We start from the raw sequence: 16168 nt of genomic DNA on the forward strand, positions 1-16168 counted from the left end.
ACTAATACTCGATACCAAATTTTTGCAGACGTCGGTAAAGGGCTTGCCTCGTGAGACCAAAATGGCGCGCAACTTTAGCTATCACGCCATGATGGGTATGCATAGCGCTTTGCAACTCAGCTTTAGAAGGCTCACACTTGGCTTTCACAGTACTTCCAACAGATGACTCAAGCAAAGATTCGAGTACAAAATCCTGCTCACTCAACTCACCTTCGCGCTTGAGTACACCTGCCCGTTTACAAGCATTTTCAAGCTCTCGTACGTTACCTGGCCAACTATATGCCTGCAACGCGCGTTGCGCTGAAAGTGACACGCTTCGCTTTGGTAAAAAGTGCTTTACCAAAGGAATGATATCGTCTGGACGCTGTGCTAAAGGAGGCAGTTTTAATTCAATCACATTGAGCCGATAATAGAGATCTTCGCGAAACCGTCCAGCTTGAATATCCTGCATTAAGTTAGCATTCGTCGCGGAAATAACCCGCACATTAACTTTGCGAGTTTGTACTGATCCCAAGCGTTCAAATTCACCAGTTTGTAGCACGCGTAACAATTTCATTTGACCCGACAGCGGCAGATTACCAATCTCATCAAGAAATAACGTACCACCATCGGCGGCTTCAAAGCGACCCATACGTTGTTTGTTCGCCCCAGTATATGCACCCGCCTCCGCGCCAAATAACTCAGCCTCGATGAGGTCGTGAGGCAGCGCACCTGCGTTCACTTTAATAAAGGGCTTATCTTTTAGGTGCGAATTGGCAACGACTATCTCAGCAATACGCTCTTTACCACTGCCATTGGGGCCCGTTATCAGCACAGACACATCGGACTTTGCCAGCTGTAACGCCATATCAACAATGCGCTCCATAGCGGTGCTTTCGTATACCAGCCCCACTAAGTTGGCACCTTGCTTCGAGTCGCTACGCTCTTGTTTTTGGCGTTCAAATTTCGCGTTACTTTGACGCGTTTTACCCAGCTCAATTAAATTACCAATGCTGGTCAGTAGCTTTTGATCATCCCAAGGTTTACCAACATAATCAGCAGCGCCCGCCTTAACCAACTCAATAGCGGTTTCCAGTTCGGTCCATGCGGTAATTAAGATGATGGGTAAATGCGGATTGATTTCTCTAAGACGATAAAACAGCGTTTTACCTTCTTCACCGGAAGTTGTATCACTGGAAAAGTTCATATCTTGCAAAACCAAGCTGACTTGCTGATAGCGCACAATCTGTTCTGCTTCAAAAGGCGTTTGCGCAAGCACTACACTGTAGCCGTGAATTTCCAGCAATAATGACAACGCCTCCAAAATGGCAACGTTATCGTCAACGATGAGTATTTTTTCCATATTATTATTTATACTTCAATGTGCTACACCAAAGGCAGTGTAGCACAAGTGGTTGAAAATCAGTTAGATGGTTCTTGTTGCTACGCTAGGTGAAATATTTGCAGCACGTTGTGCTGGGCCGATGACCGAACACACACTTATGAGCAACACTCCAACAGCGGTAAAACCAACATATAACAAGGGTAGCTTAGCAATAGAGTAATGGTGCATGAGCTGCTGCCCCAGTAAAATAGCCAGCACGGTGCCCAATACCAAGCCACCGATACATATCATCACGCTTTCTATCAAGAAGTAGTTAATAATATGCGATTTACGCGCGCCAAGCGCCCGCCGAGTGCCCACCTGTTTGGTGCGTTTATTGATATTGAACATGGTTAATCCGAAGATACCCAACGCGGTGATCAACGTCAGCACCACAATCATGACCAGCAACATCCGCATTGTTAGCTTGTCAGACGCAACAAAGCCGTCTTTTACTAGTTCAAGTCCTTCGATGTTCTCTATTACACGCTTGCTATCAAGCTTAAGCATTAGTGCTTCAATTTGCTGCGTGACTTCTGCACGTCTGCCAGGTTCAGTACGCACCATAAAAAGATTGCGTTTTTCCGCTTTTGCAAACGGTACAATCACCGAACGGTCTTTTCTTTCTGCGTTTAACCAAGGGCCTTTCATCATGCCAGTAATACCAATAATTTTAACTGGGAAATCACCTCTATAAATTGTTTTACCAAGCGCATCTCCATCAGGAAATAACGTATCGGCCATAGCTTTTGTGAGCAATGCAATATTTGGGTACTGGTCGTAGTTATCCGTCACCATGACCTCTGACTCGTGAAAGTTTCTCCCCTCTAGTATTTCTACGCCAAAGGTATTTAGGAGGTGCTCATCTCCTTCAAACACAGAGGCGTTCTCCTCTTGGCTCGTTTCCCCTGTGGGGCGCAAGCGAAAAGTGGTTGAGTATCCGCCACCACTAAGGGGCACAGAATTAATCATTACTGCATCTACCACACCTGGAATTTGCCGTAAAGTTGCCTCATCCAGCTCGGCTTGGTATTTAAAGTTGGTGTCTTTGCCAAATGACATCACTTCAAAACTGAAAATATCCTGCTCTGAATAGCCCGTTGGTTGATCTAAATAAGCGATTTTCTCTTTGATAATAAATGTGGAGTTACTCACAATTGCTGTTGTAATCGCAATCTGTAGCAGCAACAGTATGGCCCCAACCTTGGAGCGACGCAGGGCATTAAATATAGGTTTTAGTTCTGACATAAATACGCTCCTTATTGGGTTTTTAAGTAAACGGCAGGGGTTGTTCTGCATACCAACCAAGCTGGATATAACCCCGCTATAATACACGCGACAATCGCAATCGCGGGGGCAGTTAGCAGCATGTTTAAATCCATATTAGCAATCTCATGATATGTGCTATTGCTTACTCTAACCCCCCACAATCCAAGTTGTGCTACGACTATACCCAATAATCCGCCAAACACGCCAAGCAAAGACACTTCGACTAGATGCTGATAAAACACCTGCCACTTTGATGCCCCCAATGCTCTGCGAACACCCACCTCCGGCGCACGACGTAAAAATTTCGCCAGCAATAGCGAGAGGATATTGGCCACACACACAGCTAAGAACATAAAGCTCAGCGTCACCATGATCTTATTGTCTTCTTTGACTACACCTCGGTACGCCATAAACTCCGTCACATTGAACAAGTTGAAAGAGAGCTTCTCTCGGTTGAAGCGACCCAAGCTTTGTTGCTGGATCATATAGTTCATTAACAGTTGCTCGAAGTCGGACTTTTCTTGGCCATTGTTAAGCTCAACCCAAAACTGCAACCACAAGCTCTCTGACACGAGTAAGTCAGAGAATGTATTTGCATCTTCATTTTTCCAGCCATTGGTATTACCCCACGTGAAAATCTCATTGGCTGCGCCTATGGTGATTGGCATAAAAATGCCTTCAGCGGGCTTAAACGACCCGTTGTTGGTATCGTAGTATTTTACAGGCGTATTCCAATCTTCAATAATACCAACCACTTGTAAACGCATGTCGTCTAGATAGAGGTGTTTTCCTACCGAATTTTCGCCATTAAAAAGCTTATCGTTGATACGCTTAGAAATAACCACGACGGGCGCGATGTCATCTTGTTGCTGCTGTGTCCAAGCACCACCATAGATAAACTCTAAATTGAACATATGGAAAATATCTTTTGACGCCATACGAGTCGCTTCTTTGAAAGGCTTAACTTGATCATTATCTAAATGTACAGAGAAGCCCGATTTATACATCGCGGTCCGTTTATACGGTAAGTTTGCATCAAGCAAATACATTGCATCCTGATACGTTAGCTGAAGCGGCATATTATCTTTTGACCAATAAGTGTTGCCCTCATCCATCGTTTGCAGCTGAACATGAAACAATTGGCCGCTCTTACTTGGAATTGGATCCTTTGCCATCATGTAATATACCGATAGACTGGTCATGGTGACCCCTATTCCAATCGCGATGGCCAGCACCATCAACACACTGACCATGGGCGTGCGCTTAAAGCTGCGCCAGCTTAAATCTATGTAATGCAACAACATCGTTATGCTCCTACAACAGCCGCAGGATTACCTTGATACAGGGTAAAGTCTGCCATTTGTCCATCTACTACCTGAATATTTCTAGGTGCTCTGCGAGCAAGTTCAGGGTCATGTGTCACCATCACAATCGTTGCGCCTTCACGATTGATTTGCTCAAGTAATTCCATTACCTGACGCGCCATGAGACTATCAAGGTTACCCGTTGGCTCATCGGCCAATAAAAATCTTGGCTCCCCTGCTAAGGCGCGAGCAATTGCAACACGCTGTTGCTGACCGCCTGATAGCTGCTGTGGTAAATGTTTCGCGCGACTGGCCAAACCCACTTGCTCTAAACGCTGCTCAACACGGCGTTTACGCTCCGCAGCCTTGATGCCTCGATAGCGCAGTGGTACTTCAATATTTTCAAATAGATTCAAATCTGGAATTAAGTTAAAACCCTGAAATATGTAACCAATTTTCTGATTTCTAAGGTCTGCACGTTGATTATCATTCAAGCGGCCAACATCAACACCATCCAATATATATTGACCAGAAGAAAAGGGCTCTAGCATACCTGCGATATTTAAAAAGGTGGTCTTGCCCGACCCAGACGGCCCTGTAACGGCAATAAACTCACCTTCATTTACTTGTAGGTCAAAATCTCTCAATGCATGTGTTTGCACCATATCTGTTTGATATATTTTGTTTACTTTATTCATTGTTAACATGGTTCTGTTCCTTTCAATATATTTCGACTAACATGCATTGCTTAGCGCAACATAACACGTTCAGCACGTTTAAATGGTGTGTAACTGGAAATAACTATTTGATCGTTTTCTTTTAGCCCGCCTAACACTTCAACCTCTGAAATGCTCACGGCTCCCGTTGCTATATCGATTCTTTGCGCTTGACCATCTGAGATTAAGTAAGCCACGGAGCCTCCTTCTTGCATAAAAGCACCACGCTTTACCATCAATACGTCAGACTTGTTTTCCAACAGAATACGCGCGGATATGCGCTGGTTTTGTCTAATTCCGCTCAACCCTTGTTGAGAAAATCTAACTCGAGTTGTCACTTCTCGTTCATTTACCTCTGGAGATATAGCGCTGAGCTCACCCATGACTTCTTGACTGCCAATTTTGAGCAACACTTGCATACCTAACCCCAGTTCGTTCGCATAACTTTCACTCACCTGCAGCTCTGCTTCAAATGCGCTTAAATCAACCAACGTCATGACCGCTTGATTCTTTGCAACCAATGCTTGTGGCTCAACCAACATATTGCCCACAATACCTGAGACACTGGCTTCAATATCTAGATTGCTGACTTTGCGTTGTAGCTCATCCACCACTAATTGCTGACGCGACACCGTGCTTTGTGCCGATTTTAATTCAAACGCTAATGTGTCCTTGGCGAGCGCCACTTCTTTTTGCGCATGTTTGAAGTTCAGCTTCGCGCGGGCTAAATCATCGACTGCTTTTTCCAAATCAATTTGACTGATTAAACGCTTTTCAATTGAAAGCTGTGCTCGACGGTTCTCACGTAAAGCAGCATTAAGTTCGACTTGTGCCAAATCCAGCGTTTTATTAAGGCTTAATGTCTGTCGTCTTGCTTCAAGCTTTTTGCGCTCTAACTCTCCATGTAGTCTTTGCAATTCAGAGTTTTGCTGCTGCAAAGCATTTTGTAGCTCTGGACTATCTACGGTTGCTACTGGTTCACCCATAGTGACTTTATCGCCCGCTTTAACAAGCAGTTTGATTACACCTTGCTCTGTAGCGTAAATACGCGGTGCGTTAGCCGCTACAATCCGCCCAGTTGTCGCAATATCTCTGACAAAGTCGCCTCGCTCTACTTTGGCAATTTTCAATTCATCCTGTTGTACAGAAAACTCTGCGTTTGAGTACCCGCTCATCAAAGCCGCAGATGCAGCGACTGTCACAGCCATGGTAATAGCTGCCAAGATAGGCTTTCCAAAACGTTTATTTTTTACAACTAGTTGATCCTGTCCACTGGTATCTTTAATCATAATTAGCCTCAATGACTGACATTTGCTTCGAATAGGGTAATCAACCAAGCGCCCAGCAAAACGATACTTGGCGACAATAAGAAAAACACATATAGCAACATATTTAACCCACCCTTATTCACTTAACTTGTACTCACTATTCGATTTACATGCCAAAATAAAAAAGCCACTAATAACAATTAGTTGCCTGTATTCACCTAACGAAAAATGTGTCCACGGACACTAAAAGTGTCCGCTGCGGACACCGAAAGCGTCCGCGACTAACCACTGTCAAAGAGTTCATATTTATCAAGGACATTGCCCACTCATCTAAGCTTTGTTAAAGTTTTCATCCATTTTTTTTGATGTGAATAATACGAATCATGAAAATCAAAACTCTTTTATTTCCTTTGTTACTATTAAGCGCTACGGCACAAGCTCTTCCTGAACAAGTCATTTTGTTTCGTCATGCTGAAAAAGCCCAAGGCGATAACCCACAGCTGACAGAAAAAGGTCAGCAACGTGCCAAGCACCTTGTATCAATGTTCAGTGATAGGGCGATAAAGCATGCGTTTAGCACCGATTATCATCGAACGCAGCAAACCATTGCGCCATTGGCAAAGCACTTTGGATTAGAGGTAACCAGCTATGATCCGCAAAACTTAGAGGCTTTTTCAAATGAAGTTCTGGAATTAAAGGGCGAAGTGGTTATCGTAGGCCACAGCAACACCACCCCCGAACTCGTGCGCCTTTTGAGCCATCAGGAAGTCAGTATTGCTGAGGATGAGTTTAACAAAGTCTTTGTCATCACCTTTGGTAAGTTTGGCAAAGTGAGTTTATCGACGCTTAGCTCAGATAAAAAGGATGAATAAGCTGCATCAATTGTTGCAACCCTTGGCTCATGTGAACTGTATCTTGCCCTGCAAACCCTAGTCTTACATGAGTTATCGCTGTCGCGCTCGGTTGTAACGAGCGCTTACTATTTGCATAATAAAACTCGTCTTGTGTTTGCAGGTAAATACCATGTTTGCCCGCTAATGCTTTAACACCTAATACATTTACCCCACAATCTACCCACATGGCCATGCCACCGTCAGGATATATAAAACGTAGCGGCAAACCCATTTTTTGATAGTGTGCAAGCTCACCAGCCATAGCCTCGCTTCTAGATTTGTACAATTTCGTCATACGTTTTAGGTGCCGCTCAAATTGACTGGTTTGCATCCAATGTGCAACGCTAAGCTGGGTCAGTACATCATTCTTATGATTAATTAACTGCTTATGAGCACGTATTTGCTCTAGAATTTGTTTGCGAGCACAGATATAACCCACTCTTGCTCCAGCAAACATTATTTTTGAGAATGTGGATATATAAATGACGATGCCCGCTGGGTCATCCGACGCCATAGGTTGCAAGGGTTGACATCGATAGTGAAACTCATGGTCATAATCATCTTCAATGATCACCACCCCGTACTGATAGCAAAGCTGATATATTTGTAAACGCCTTGTGGGGGATAAAGTCACCGTAGTTGGATACTGATGTAAGGGAGTGAGATACAGCAACTTAATGCTATAGCGTTGAAGCTGCGTTTCCAGATCTGCGACACACAGCCCTTGCTCGTCCTGATGAATGTCGATGATACGAGCACCACAGGCTGAAAAGGCTTTTCTAGCAGGTGGATAACCCAAAGTTTCACAAGCAACATAGTCTCCCGGTGAGATAAAAACTCTCGCAGTAAGAAACAAGGCTTCTTGGGAACCATTGCAGATCACTAGATCTTCAGTGCGTAAATTACGTGCGCTTTGAAGGTATACTTGAACCTGCAATTTTAATTCATTTTCGCCGCCCACAGCACCATAATGCAACTTCTTGGCATCAACCCTTTGACACACATTACTCATTGCACGCTTAAACTCAATAAACGGAAACTTTTCTATATCTGGCAAGCCGCCCGCAAAGTTATATTTATATTGGGCAAGTTCAGCTGTGACTGGGTCATTCATTGGCTGAGCAAAGACTAGCTGCTTTGGGACATATTTTGGCTGCTTCTTTTGCTGTGCACTTGAGTCTATGGGCAAGGTGTGTGTTACAAAGTAGCCCGACTTTTCTTTGGCTTCCAACCATCCCTCTGCTACCAATAGTTGTAACGCATTCATAACCGTATGGCGATTAAGCTGATATGCCGACGCCATGGCACGCGCTGAGCTGAGTTTAGTACCAGTTACGAGCTTGCCTGCCTTGATAGCTTCTCTCAACGCCCCTGCAAGTTGTAGATAAATCGCTTCATTATTGTGCTGAGCTTCAAAAACAATAGGGTGCATTTTGAATCCAATCTAAATTGTCCAATGCCAGTAGCATAGCCACCAATCTGGTCTAGGTAAATAATAAAGTCTGGTTGTTTATGTTAAACCAAAAATCGAATTAAAGTAGCCTTATTAAGACTCTAAACAGGAATAACACATGTTTGAAAAACGTAGCTTAAGCTCTCAGAAAGTAGCACTACAGCCCTTAACACAACAGCATTTAGCGGGCCTTTTTGAGGCAGGACAAGATCCAAAACTGTGGCGCTGGATCTTAACTAACTATTGTAAAACACCAGAAATATTAAATGATTGGTTCTGGCAAACCGCTCAGTTTGATGCCCAACAGCAGCTGGTCATGGCAATCGTCAATCGAGCGGATAACCAAGTAGTAGGCACCACGCGTTTGTTCAGACTAGACACTTTCAACCGCAGTGCAGAAATTGGCCATACTTTCATTGGGGTGCCTTGGCAACGCAGCTATGTTAATACGCACAGTAAATATCTGTTGCTCAAGTACGCCTTTGAAACTCTTAACTTGGTTCGGGTTACTTTTTGTACACACGAAAACAATCAGCAATCACGTAACGCCATCGCACGCCTCGGTGCGCGCTTTGAAGGCATTCATTTCAAAGACAGACTCCTTGCTGATGGTAACTTTCGTAACAGTGCGCGCTTTAGCATTATTGATGAGCAGTGGAGTGAAATAAAACCTAAACTCGAGGAGTGGTTATAATGTACCCAGCTAGATATTTCCAAGAGCAGCACCCTGAGCGCTTATTATCGCTCGTACAGCAGTCACCTTTGGCTTCAATCTTGTTTGACAACCATCTAAGTGGCCTAAATGAGGTTGTTTATACGCCTTTAGTTTTTGATGAAGCCAAATGGGTTTTTATTGGTCATGTGGTAAAAAGCAACCCTTTAGTACAGCAAAACGATAGTATGGTGAAATTACTGTTTCATGGCCCAAATAGTTACATTTCACCAAGTCACAGCGAAGCTCTCACACTTCCTTCGTGGCTATATGCCAATGTTCAGATTGAAGGACGCTTTGAGTTAGTAGCAGATCACCAACTAAAGCGCGATATGATGACACAGATCACTGACCATTTTGAGCGCGAGTTTCACGACCCTTGGCTGGTCTCGTCGCTTGAAACAAATAAGCTAGATACCTTGTTCAAACATATCGCGTTTTTTACCATCTCAATAGAGCAGTGGCATGGCAACTTTAAACTTAGCCAAAACAAGTCACCAAAAGTGAAAGCCCAAATAATGCAAAGCCTAAAAACTAGAGGGAACGAGGCTTTATCTGAGCTTGTTGGAAGTTATATTGATGATGAAGACACAAACAACAAAGTGGCAAACTACTGAGTAATTATCCACAGCTGAGGTTAATTATCACTGGGCCAGAATCGCTCGGATAATGTCTGCTGCTTGAGGCAAACTGACCAAACGTTTGTTTGCTTCACTCATATTAATGCCTTGAATTGCTTCAAAATCATCTAAAAACAGCACCTGATCGTAACGCTTTGTTACGCAGTTCTTAATGTAAACCATGACATAACATCGCATGGATAGCTTATCTAGGGTTCTAAAGAAGTTAATATCCTCACTGGATAATTTTGGTTTAACCAATTGCCCTTTTAGTTCAACAAACATGTGCTTTACGTATATATAATCATCATTGAGATGATACTTTGTAACGTCTTTAACAGAAAACTGATTCTCGGTTTGTGTTTGTATACCCTTCTCTACATGGACAATTGATTTTTCGCCGAATAAGTATGTCCAAACGCGATCTAATAATGCTTTTCCTTTTTTGTTGTTACTTGTATGCAGTTGCGTGAAGACGTTTTTAACACCCCAGCTTTCCGTAAAAATGTACATACATCTATCTCCTTGTCACTTATTTAGATCCATATCAACCATGACGTATTGAAACAACACATGTGTTCTCACCATCCAAAGTACTCAGTCATGTGTTCCTGTGTATTTAAATTTTACATAACGCAATATTAATATGTTAATAAGTAGAGTAAAAAAACAAAAAAGATGAGAAAGCGTAAAATATACAGCCATTATTGATTTAAAAACAAACAAACCACCTTAATAACAACCATTTCAGGGTAAAATATACGTAAATTAAAAAAATCATTTTTGCTTAAAAGGCAACAGCAACTCATAAGCGTTGCCGTTGTTATTGATAGGTCTTTGTACTAACGCTTAATTGAGGTCATCATCCACCCAAAACTTGGTTCCTTTTAGTACAGCCTGCAAAGCCAGACCCGTTTCAGTCAATGAGTATACGGTTACATCATCAACCACAGCTTCAGCAGCAACAGCTCCGCCTTGATGTTTGTGCTTAGCTGCAGCATCCGCATTTCCCCCAAATGCCCAGCCATGCTCGATAAAGCGAGCCAATGCGCTTTGGCTGTGGAAAACCATCACCACGCTAAAGTCTTTTGCACCAATACCCAGTCCCAAGCCTGCCTCGGCCATATTCATATAAGTTCTAGCACCAGTGGTACGATTTACCGCTACGCCATAACCACCACCCAAACTGGCAAATATGACGTTAACATTAGCATTATCAAAAACAGCATACCCTGCTGAACTTGCAATTTGCTGTTGAACATCTGGTTTTTCAGAGTAAAGCTGACTCAATACATCACTGCGCATACTTTCAACTGCTGCACGCTTTTCAGCGACAGTATTACCGGCTGACGCACAGCCCACTAGTAAAAAAACAACACCCATTAATGTAGCGATTAGATTGCCTTTCATATAAACCTCTCTTAAACAAGAAAATAACCCTATGGCATCGAATAAAAGCCTAGTACACATAAGCTGGCTTAGACATGAATCAAGCAATCATAATTTAAATTGGCGAAAAGCGAGCAAAAAAAAGGCCGCTGATGCGGCCAATATCATGGGTAATCATGAAGGGATAAGTGTGAAAACAAGTTCAGTGTACATAGCCAATTAGTTAAATAAAACCACATTATTACGCACAATATCATCGCAAAAACCGAACAGTTAAAAACCTATGTCAACCTCAACACAACACTTTTAAACCTTTGTGCGTGTTTTGACGACTTATACGCGAGACCCAAGCACAGAGGACGAGAACCATGTTAAAACCTGTAAACATTATCGCAATCATCAGCATCACCGCCGCTTTTACTTCTTTTGCACAAATGCGCTCGCAAACACATGAAGACCACACGCCAATCAACAAAAATGGCTATCGCGTAGTCGTATCTCAGCACTGCCAGCAAGTACTTGAAGCACCGCTGAGCGCTGAACAAGTAGACAGTTACTTAATAATGAAGCAGCAATCAGAGAAAATGAACACACTTGAGCGCCCAATACAAAAGATCAGTGCAAAAATGAGTGAACTGGGAAATCAAATTGAGGCGCTCACGCAACAAGCCTATGTGGTAACGGATGGCAAGCTCAGCATGGATAAGACACTACTAGCACAGCAACAAACTGTATCCGCTGAACTTCAACAACTGGCAGACGCAAACAAAGATAAGTTTACTGCGCTTGAAGCACAAGGTAAGCAACTAAGCAGCGCTGCCGAGCGCTTTGAAGCATTGATAACTCCCACTATCGGCGATATTAAATACTCTCATGTACAGGTTTTAGCACCAGGGGAGCAACCCAAAAACACCTGCCTAACACGCAACTAACTTTACTAGTGTCCCAACTTAAAAACAGGTCTAACATACCACGAGTATGTTAGACCTGTTTTTACTGAATGACTTTACCTCGTGTTCGAGCGCATAGCCAAGCGTGTGGTTTGCAGTGTATCTTCTACATCAATGACCAGATCTTGAAACTTTGCATATAAAGCCCCCTGCAGCGGCGTTTGAACTACATTTTTTAGTGATAATGGATTGATTGGTTTACCATTTTTATGCACCTCGTAGTGCAGATGTCGCGCTTGCGATAACCCCGTATTGCCCAAATAACCGATCACTTGTCCCTGAGTTACTTTATCACCTGGCTTTAGACCCACAACAAACCTATCCAAATGCGCATACAAAGTATGGTAGCCCTGCCCGTGCTCTATGAGTATACGGTTGCCAAACCCTCCTCCCCAACCAGCTTTTTCTATCTTGCCGTTACCGGCCGCAAATATTGGCGTTCCATGGGGCGCGCCAAAATCTAGCCCAGCATGAAGTCGAGTGTAGCCCAAAATAGGATGCTTTCTGTGTCCAAATTCTGACGACAAGCGGGCACCATTTAAGGGAGTTTTCAATAAAAAGCCTCGTGCAGGACGTCCATTTTTGAAATAAAAGCCATCAAGCACCTCCTCATCTTCAAAATGAAAGATTTCGATTGGTTCTTCATTGTTGAACAATCGGGCATAGCGTAGTTGAGTGGGTTTGCTATGCTGTGCTTGCAAGGCATCAGGCGAGAGTATTACCTGCTCATCAAACAGCAAACGCACCTTATCTCCTTTATGTATTTCTCTTTGAAAATCAATAAAATGAGAGTAAGCAAAGATCATTTGGTTTATGATATCCAGCGGCACATCATTAGTTTGAGCACTATCAAAGATACTGTTTGATACCTCAAAAGAGCGTATAACAGGCTTAGAATTGACCTGTAACTGGTAACCCCGTTTTGTCCACCCCTTTGGCGTGCGTTCTATACGCAGACGCTCAGTAAACGTTGTGGCAAGTGTTAGAGAACGTAAATTTTCACCGCTGTGTTCCACCTTGACCTTATCTCCCACTCGAATTCGATCTACGTCCAAAGTAGACTTAGCAAGCTTTCGTACTCGCCAAGCATCATTGGCGCTAAAACCAAACGGCTTAAGTACACCAATAAGAGATTGTCCTTGCTCTATAGTTATAATTGTCGTTTGCAACGGGTTGTCTTGTTGTTTGCTATCGGCTTCAACGCTCTGCGATTTGCTCGCTGCTTGTTTTACATCCGTAGGTGTCGACACGTCCTGCACCTTGCCGGGCTGTGAAACCGCTCCCTCAGAACAAGCGCTCAGTATGGCAATCATAAAAGCGATATAAATAGATGTTTTCATTAGCCTAATTCAACTCCACTACAGTTAATGGATCGACACGCTGACCTTCGTGTAAGACTTCGAGATGTAGATGTGGTCCTGTCACCTTACCGCTCTCGCCCAAGGTTCCTATACGCTTTCCAACCGGCACCCAGTCTCCTTCAGCAACCCAAATTTGGTCTAAATGAGCGTATAGACTTTGATATCCGTTACTATGTTGGATCAGCACAACCTTGCCATAGTTAGCCGGCAAGGTATGCGCATCAGCCACCAGCACCTTACCTGTAGCAACGGAAGCAATTGGCTGCCCTTTAGGGGCTACCAAATCAACGCCGCCATGTGAGCGGTTATCTCTAAACGCGCTAATATGCCCAAAGTGTGAACTGATGGAATATTGGTTGATTGGCGCTTGCCAGTTTGGTTGTTGAACAATAAATAATGACTTGATATGGCCTACAATCGCCACAGAAGTGAACGTGCAAAGCATCAAGGCAATCACAACACGACTCGGGCTACTCTTAGTCGGCCTCATGATCTGTGTTAAACGCAGCTTATAATCAGCCAAAGACATCGCTCGTGATGCAAAAGCAATAGTCGAATGCTGTTGATAATGGGTGTTATTGTATTTAAGCGCGGTGAGCATAGCTTGGGCGTAAACTTTTGGGTTGATCCCATATTTGGACAAGGTAGATTTGTCACACCTAGCTTCTATGGCGTTACCTAATTCCACCTCCAATTTGGCCAAAGCTGGATTAAACCAGAAGATACAACAGAGGATATGCCAACAGGTTAACAGCTGATGATCCCGATAATCTATGTGAACAAGCTCATGATTTAGCAAAGCTCGTTGCTGTTCCTTGGGAAGCTCCATAAAGTATTTAGGTAAAGCCAGCCGACTTTTAAAAACTCCTGTTACAAATGGCGAGCAATTTATCGGTAGCATAACGGCATTCACATTATGTGTGCCGATAGTTACTTTTTCCCCTGTCGTTAATAAGTTCAAAACACTTCTTCTGTTATGCCAAAAGCGGTGTAAACGTTTAAAAGTGACTGTGAGGTAAATACACAATAAAATTATAAACAAGATACTTGAGTTACCATTCATGCTACTTTGCGTGACCAACTCGGTGTGCAGTTGCAGCAGCTCGGTTTGCTCAGATACATCAAATAACACCTCTGGAATTGCTACAAACCTTGCCGGTATATCTACCCCAGCAAAAGGCAACACACTGATTAGTAACATCCCCCACCACATACTTGGCATTGCTGGGTTGAATCGTTTTAAATAACGACCACATGCAAGCAGAATAAAGCACAGCAAAACCCACATGAGCACATTAATCAGCGGTGCAATTAGTACCCCAAAACCCATACTAGCTTTCCTTTTTGTCCTGTGCTGATAACGATTCCAGTAAATTTTCAAGCTCACTTAGCTCTTCTTTTTCAATGAGTCGACTATCTGCAAATAAAGTAACCGGTAGTGGCCCATCCAATTCAAAGACATTTTTTGCAAATTCCTGCGCATAAAGCGCAAGTGTGGCGACCTTATCTACTTTGGCCTGATAAGACTTTTTATTGCCTTCTTCACCAATCAGCAGTAACCCCTTTTCGCCCATGCGTTCGAGCGTTTTTCGGGTGGATGAGTAGGACCAATGAAACTTGCCCTGTATTGCATCGTGTATTTCTTTTGCAGTTCTTGGCTGTGAACTCCAAAGCAATTTTAATATTTCTAGCTCTGTACTATTTGGTTTCAAGATGGCAACCTCCTTATGTGACATATGTCGCACTTTACCAAACAAAAAAGTGCGACACAAGTCGCACAATTGATTAATATAAGATTTTTAGCAATAGCACTAGTTAAAAATAGGCGATAGATGCTCTGGAGCACTAACCAAATCTCTCACTCCATGCGCTGCATATTCTTTAAAAGGGTTATCTCGGCACCACTTCCCTACACTATAAATATCGACCTTTAAAACGTGTGGTCTGACATTCCAAGTGACTTTAAAGGGGGAACCCTTTTGATTGTAGTTTGGTCCCGTCGTAGAGCCTGTGTATTCTACAGGTCGGCCTGTATCGGACGGAATGTTAGGTGCTTGATAGTAACCGTTTACACGCTCAAACTGCGTCATCTTACTAAAATCTATCCCTTTACCATCATTGGTCAATACCATTACCTGCGCTTCAACTCTGAGTTGAGGGTTTTTAATATGTTCGCTCAAACAGGCTGCTAAAGTAACGCCGGGCTTCACAGGTGCTGAGCTATGCACATAATGAAGTTCAATGGTATCACCAGAACTCAGTCCTTGATCGCCCGAAGGGCAAATTTTGGCCTGCACTGGTGTGCGCTCGGCTTCGCTTAGCGCACCAGAGTATATAAAACCTGCTTGGTTATTATTGACAACAGCGGGTAGGTCAAACTCCCCACCTCTGTGCTCAGCATTTTTATGAAAGTGAATATTGCATAAGTTCATCACATTGCGCTTTGGTGCCGCTGAGAAAACAATTGGGTTTAGCCCTTTTGTGTCGTCTATATCTCTGGGCGACTGCGGACCGAAACCGTGGAGCTTTGCCTTTGCAGGCTGAGGTTTGGATATCTTAGTGTCGTGCAAGTGAGCATGCACGTTCGCCAAATTATCCGTGGCATAGGCTAGATTAGATAACAGTGTACTCACGACAAAAGTGAGCCTCAGATTATTGTTCATTGCTTAGTCCTTTTATGAATAAAACTCCAAACTTAACGTATGATGGGCAAAAAAAGATCAAACATGAAAATATAACATGTTGAAATAAAAGATTATTATGTTATTTTGTCGAACAATATTGGAGGCGAGGCAAAGCGCTGTTGATACTGTTATTGACAGTTTACGTTGTAGTTTGCCCAAATAGCCAAGTAAAGAAGGATCACCCAA

General features: G+C 43.2%; 16 protein-coding genes. 4 read left to right on the forward strand and 12 right to left on the reverse strand.

Features of this window, described 5'->3' with window-relative positions; genetic code table 11:
* Position 1: 1 nt before the first annotated feature.
* The 5 genes from L1070_RS14305 to L1070_RS14325 all read right to left on the reverse strand — a co-directional run bounded on the left by L1070_RS14305 (position 2) and on the right by L1070_RS14325 (position 5941).
* Positions 2 to 1342: a sigma-54 dependent transcriptional regulator gene (locus L1070_RS14305; protein ID WP_237126029.1), complete on the reverse strand. Its 1341-nt coding sequence runs from the start codon at positions 1340 to 1342 to the stop codon at positions 2 to 4.
* 63 nt (positions 1343 to 1405) lie between these two features.
* Complete coding sequence (locus L1070_RS14310; protein WP_237126030.1) at positions 1406 to 2611, reverse strand: FtsX-like permease family protein; 1206 nt, start codon at positions 2609 to 2611, stop codon at positions 1406 to 1408.
* A gap of 11 nt (positions 2612 to 2622) precedes the next feature.
* The gene (locus tag L1070_RS14315; RefSeq protein ID WP_237126031.1) at positions 2623 to 3936 is read right to left on the reverse strand and encodes an ABC transporter permease; all 1314 of its coding nucleotides are present in this window, start codon (positions 3934 to 3936) and stop codon (positions 2623 to 2625) included.
* Positions 3937 to 3938: 2 nt separating this feature from the next.
* Positions 3939 to 4643, reverse strand: coding sequence for an ABC transporter ATP-binding protein (locus tag L1070_RS14320; RefSeq protein ID WP_237126032.1), 705 nt, complete (start codon positions 4641 to 4643; stop codon positions 3939 to 3941).
* Between the two features lie 41 nt (positions 4644 to 4684).
* Complete coding sequence (locus L1070_RS14325; protein WP_237126033.1) at positions 4685 to 5941, reverse strand: HlyD family efflux transporter periplasmic adaptor subunit; 1257 nt, start codon at positions 5939 to 5941, stop codon at positions 4685 to 4687.
* A 362-nt stretch (positions 5942 to 6303) separates the two neighbouring features.
* On the opposite strand from L1070_RS14325, the gene L1070_RS14330 reads away from it, so the two are divergent.
* Entirely contained in the window at positions 6304 to 6792 is a 489-nt protein-coding gene (locus L1070_RS14330; RefSeq protein WP_237126034.1) for a histidine phosphatase family protein, read from the forward strand.
* Here the strand turns inward: L1070_RS14330 and L1070_RS14335 are convergent.
* The gene (locus tag L1070_RS14335) at positions 6767 to 8245 is read right to left on the reverse strand and encodes a PLP-dependent aminotransferase family protein (protein ID WP_237126035.1); all 1479 of its coding nucleotides are present in this window, start codon (positions 8243 to 8245) and stop codon (positions 6767 to 6769) included. The genes L1070_RS14330 and L1070_RS14335 overlap by 26 nt on opposite strands.
* 139 nt (positions 8246 to 8384) lie before the next feature.
* Here L1070_RS14335 and L1070_RS14340 point away from each other — a divergent pair, with 139 nt between their 5' ends.
* Positions 8385 to 8960 carry a GNAT family N-acetyltransferase gene (locus L1070_RS14340; RefSeq protein WP_237126036.1) on the forward strand — a complete coding sequence of 192 codons (576 nt, stop codon included), beginning with the start codon at positions 8385 to 8387 and terminating at the stop codon, positions 8958 to 8960.
* Complete coding sequence (locus L1070_RS14345) at positions 8960 to 9595, forward strand: FMN-binding negative transcriptional regulator (RefSeq protein ID WP_237126037.1); 636 nt, start codon at positions 8960 to 8962, stop codon at positions 9593 to 9595. The genes L1070_RS14340 and L1070_RS14345 overlap by 1 nt, the downstream gene beginning before the upstream one ends.
* Positions 9596 to 9622: 27 nt before the next feature.
* Here L1070_RS14345 and L1070_RS14350 read toward each other — a convergent pair whose 3' ends face one another.
* Positions 9623 to 10111, reverse strand: coding sequence for a hypothetical protein (locus L1070_RS14350; RefSeq protein WP_237126038.1), 489 nt, complete (start codon positions 10109 to 10111; stop codon positions 9623 to 9625).
* Between the two features lie 336 nt (positions 10112 to 10447).
* Positions 10448 to 11008, reverse strand: a complete 561-nt coding sequence (locus tag L1070_RS14355; RefSeq protein WP_237126039.1) for a YSC84-related protein — start codon at positions 11006 to 11008, stop codon at positions 10448 to 10450.
* 347 nt (positions 11009 to 11355) lie between these two features.
* Between L1070_RS14355 and L1070_RS14360 the strand changes: the two genes are divergently transcribed.
* Positions 11356 to 11919: a hypothetical protein gene (locus L1070_RS14360; RefSeq protein WP_237126040.1), complete on the forward strand. Its 564-nt coding sequence runs from the start codon at positions 11356 to 11358 to the stop codon at positions 11917 to 11919.
* A 74-nt stretch (positions 11920 to 11993) separates the two neighbouring features.
* Here the strand turns inward: L1070_RS14360 and L1070_RS14365 are convergent, their stop codons facing one another.
* The 4 genes from L1070_RS14365 to L1070_RS14380 form a co-directional block, all read right to left on the reverse strand.
* Positions 11994 to 13277, reverse strand: a complete 1284-nt coding sequence (locus L1070_RS14365) for a M23 family metallopeptidase (protein WP_237126041.1) — start codon at positions 13275 to 13277, stop codon at positions 11994 to 11996.
* 4 nt (positions 13278 to 13281) lie between these two features.
* Complete coding sequence (locus L1070_RS14370; RefSeq protein WP_237126042.1) at positions 13282 to 14628, reverse strand: M23/M56 family metallopeptidase; 1347 nt, start codon at positions 14626 to 14628, stop codon at positions 13282 to 13284.
* Between the two features lies 1 nt (position 14629).
* A complete protein-coding gene (locus tag L1070_RS14375; protein ID WP_237126063.1) occupies positions 14630 to 15010 on the reverse strand; it encodes a BlaI/MecI/CopY family transcriptional regulator in 381 nt (126 codons plus the stop codon).
* 99 nt (positions 15011 to 15109) lie between these two features.
* Positions 15110 to 15961 (reverse strand): delta-class carbonic anhydrase, encoded by an 852-nt coding sequence (locus L1070_RS14380; RefSeq protein ID WP_237126043.1) that lies wholly within the window; start codon positions 15959 to 15961, stop codon positions 15110 to 15112.
* Positions 15962 to 16168 lie beyond the last annotated feature (207 nt).

The organism is Pseudoalteromonas sp. MMG022 (assembly GCF_021654245.1).
Classification (GTDB): Bacteria; Pseudomonadota; Gammaproteobacteria; order Enterobacterales; family Alteromonadaceae; genus Pseudoalteromonas; species Pseudoalteromonas amylolytica.

What these genes read in the sequence shown, in the direction of transcription:
- L1070_RS14305 (WP_237126029.1), bottom strand. Translation starts at nt 1,342, where the DNA reads ATGGAAAAAATACTCATCGTTGACGATAACGTTGCCATTTTGGAGGCG.
- L1070_RS14310 (WP_237126030.1), bottom strand. Translation starts at nt 2,611, where the DNA reads ATGTCAGAACTAAAACCTATATTTAATGCCCTGCGTCGCTCCAAGGTT.
- L1070_RS14315 (WP_237126031.1), bottom strand. Translation starts at nt 3,936, where the DNA reads ATGTTGTTGCATTACATAGATTTAAGCTGGCGCAGCTTTAAGCGCACG.
- L1070_RS14320 (WP_237126032.1), bottom strand. Translation starts at nt 4,643, where the DNA reads ATGTTAACAATGAATAAAGTAAACAAAATATATCAAACAGATATGGTG.
- L1070_RS14325 (WP_237126033.1), bottom strand. Translation starts at nt 5,941, where the DNA reads ATGATTAAAGATACCAGTGGACAGGATCAACTAGTTGTAAAAAATAAA.
- L1070_RS14330 (WP_237126034.1), top strand. Translation starts at nt 6,304, where the DNA reads ATGAAAATCAAAACTCTTTTATTTCCTTTGTTACTATTAAGCGCTACG.
- L1070_RS14335 (WP_237126035.1), bottom strand. Translation starts at nt 8,245, where the DNA reads ATGCACCCTATTGTTTTTGAAGCTCAGCACAATAATGAAGCGATTTAT.
- L1070_RS14340 (WP_237126036.1), top strand. Translation starts at nt 8,385, where the DNA reads ATGTTTGAAAAACGTAGCTTAAGCTCTCAGAAAGTAGCACTACAGCCC.
- L1070_RS14345 (WP_237126037.1), top strand. Translation starts at nt 8,960, where the DNA reads ATGTACCCAGCTAGATATTTCCAAGAGCAGCACCCTGAGCGCTTATTA.
- L1070_RS14350 (WP_237126038.1), bottom strand. Translation starts at nt 10,111, where the DNA reads ATGTACATTTTTACGGAAAGCTGGGGTGTTAAAAACGTCTTCACGCAA.
- L1070_RS14355 (WP_237126039.1), bottom strand. Translation starts at nt 11,008, where the DNA reads ATGAAAGGCAATCTAATCGCTACATTAATGGGTGTTGTTTTTTTACTA.
- L1070_RS14360 (WP_237126040.1), top strand. Translation starts at nt 11,356, where the DNA reads ATGTTAAAACCTGTAAACATTATCGCAATCATCAGCATCACCGCCGCT.
- L1070_RS14365 (WP_237126041.1), bottom strand. Translation starts at nt 13,277, where the DNA reads ATGAAAACATCTATTTATATCGCTTTTATGATTGCCATACTGAGCGCT.
- L1070_RS14370 (WP_237126042.1), bottom strand. Translation starts at nt 14,628, where the DNA reads ATGGGTTTTGGGGTACTAATTGCACCGCTGATTAATGTGCTCATGTGG.
- L1070_RS14380 (WP_237126043.1), bottom strand. Translation starts at nt 15,961, where the DNA reads ATGAACAATAATCTGAGGCTCACTTTTGTCGTGAGTACACTGTTATCT.